The sequence below is a fragment of the Vibrio sp. 10N.247.310.17 genome (assembly GCF_041466605.1).
Lineage (GTDB): Bacteria > Pseudomonadota > Gammaproteobacteria > Enterobacterales > Vibrionaceae > Vibrio > Vibrio tasmaniensis_A.
On the sequence record NZ_JBFSTC010000202.1, the window covers coordinates 1 to 2,049 of the forward strand.

At 36.8% G+C, this 2,049-nt stretch carries 3 protein-coding genes; 2 read left to right on the forward strand and 1 reads right to left on the reverse strand.

The features are described 5' to 3' along the window. Positions 1–301: 301 nt before the first annotated feature. Positions 302–850, forward strand: a complete 549-nt coding sequence (locus AB6D80_RS24805) for a hypothetical protein (RefSeq protein ID WP_017097969.1) — start codon at positions 302–304, stop codon at positions 848–850. Between the two features lie 209 nt (positions 851–1,059). Beyond that, positions 1,060–1,623, forward strand: a complete 564-nt coding sequence (locus AB6D80_RS24810; RefSeq protein WP_017097971.1) for a hypothetical protein — start codon at positions 1,060–1,062, stop codon at positions 1,621–1,623. 211 nt (positions 1,624–1,834) lie between these two features. Here AB6D80_RS24810 and AB6D80_RS24815 read toward each other — a convergent pair. Further along, on the reverse strand, positions 1,835–2,049 hold a 215-nt coding region (locus tag AB6D80_RS24815; protein WP_372189912.1), incomplete at its 5' end, for a tyrosine-type recombinase/integrase.

The window sequence follows — 2,049 nt, forward strand, 5'->3', positions numbered from 1 at the left end:
TAAGTTAGACTCATTTAAGCACTCGGAATTTTCTGACTCACTTTTGCCCCAAAATCGTTTAGAGTAGAAGCTCTTCACTAAAGGCGCGTGCTCAGGTAGACCAACAGTTTCTAATCCATGTTCTGGGAATTTATACGGAAAGTTTCGGTATTTTCCTTATGAAATTTATCTTCAATTCACACAACAAATGGATACTGGTTGAGTTTCATAATAAATCGCAGCAACATAGACGGAATGCAAACACGAAAAAATTCCGTTTTAAAAGCATTAGTTTTTTATTTTGATTTGGTAGTATATTTATATGACGAATAGAGATTTTGATTTTGTTGCTAGTTTAGCTAATAAGTTTTTTAGACAAACTCACATTCAAAAACGTTTGAAGCTAATAGAAGAAAAGCCGATTACGGGGTGGGAAATTTGGTTTCAAGTAGAGTTTTCAGTTTTTCTGGAATCACAAAAAAGCGAAGATATCGCGTGGTGGGATCGAGAGTTTCAGTATTCGATAGACCGTCGGAAGGCTAATCATCGTGAATATATGGCTATTGATTTTGTTTTTCGTAAGAAACGCTCAGTGTTAGGGCAGTATATTGCCCTCGAAATAAAGCAAAATACTAATGTTAGTTCATGTATCAGAGGCATGATGGAAGATACATGCAAAGTTTCATTGGTTAAAGGCTCGCATGATGACTTAAGAAGTATGTGGACTTTAGGTATTCATCCAGTCATTGATAATAATGCTCTTATGAATACGATTAAAGAGTATTCAGAATCCTTTAATGTTGAATTGATTCGAAGTTGTATCGTTACAGAACCTATTAAGCAAACAAATTTGGCTTATACAATATTCTAAAAAATAAACAAACGCTTAAGATGGACTAACAAACGCTGGGCATTTTTGCTTTGTTTGAGTTGTGTGTTTAAGGTGGGTAATAGAGTTGGTTGGCAGGTTTGTTTACCACTTAGCTTAGCGTTATATGACCAAATCGAACAAGCACCAATTGACTACTTTTTAAGAACTTCGAATGTTTTACAAGAAATCAGCCCAATAAAAGGTGAATAATGAAACCTGAGTTATTTAATAAAATGTTAAAGCGTATTTCTGATGGAGAGTATTCATCAGATAAATTGCAAGTCTTGTATGTTAACGCTGAAAATCAAGGCGATGAGCAAGGTCGAAATTTAATGTCTCACATCATAAACTACTCGCAATATCAAGATACTGTATTGTATAAAAAATTGGTTCCTGAAAGTGACGTTAAACGTAAACAATTTATGGAAGATGAAGGTTTCACATGTGCGAACTGGCTATGGTCTTGGTCTTTCGTTAATCACGAGGAAAAATCTATTGCTTTTGGTGCTTGGAATACTGCGTATATTGATGCAAATAATGTTGTAATTCTTTGTGAGAGCTGGAAGGGTGAAGAACGAGAAGCTTTAGGGTATGGCCAAGCTCTTAAGCATATAGACTTAGTTGAAAAAGAAGGTTATAGCTATCAGGTCTTTAATATGATTCATGGTGGCCATGGCTCTAATGGGCGTTCGAAAATTGCTGGAATTGATCCAGTTTTAAGGAATGCAACTGTCAGGAAGGAAGGTGAGGACTGGATTGCGACAGTTTCGTAAGAAATGGACATATTACAAACGACTACGGCGATAATCGCTACTTTTTAAAGCTTACTCGCATTGTAGTGGATTAGCTAATTTGGCCTGTAATTTACAAGCTGACCGCATGGTTGCGATACTAGAAGTTATGCGAAAAATCAGAGCGATCTATTCATCGTAACTCAGAAATGTCCAGAGACGTGTTATGCCGCAATACTCTGGGACAAACGAGTTAAGAATCAGTCGGTTTTTGATGCTGATTCAAAGGATTCAGCATCAAAGTCTCTTCTAAATGTTCAGGGGCTAGATGCGCATAACGCATGGTCGTTGTTATTTCGCTATGACCCAACACATCTCTTAACTTCACAATATTGCCGCCGCTCATCACATAATGACTCGCAAAGGTATGACGTAGAACGTGAGTCATTTGTCCTTTAGGTAAGTCAA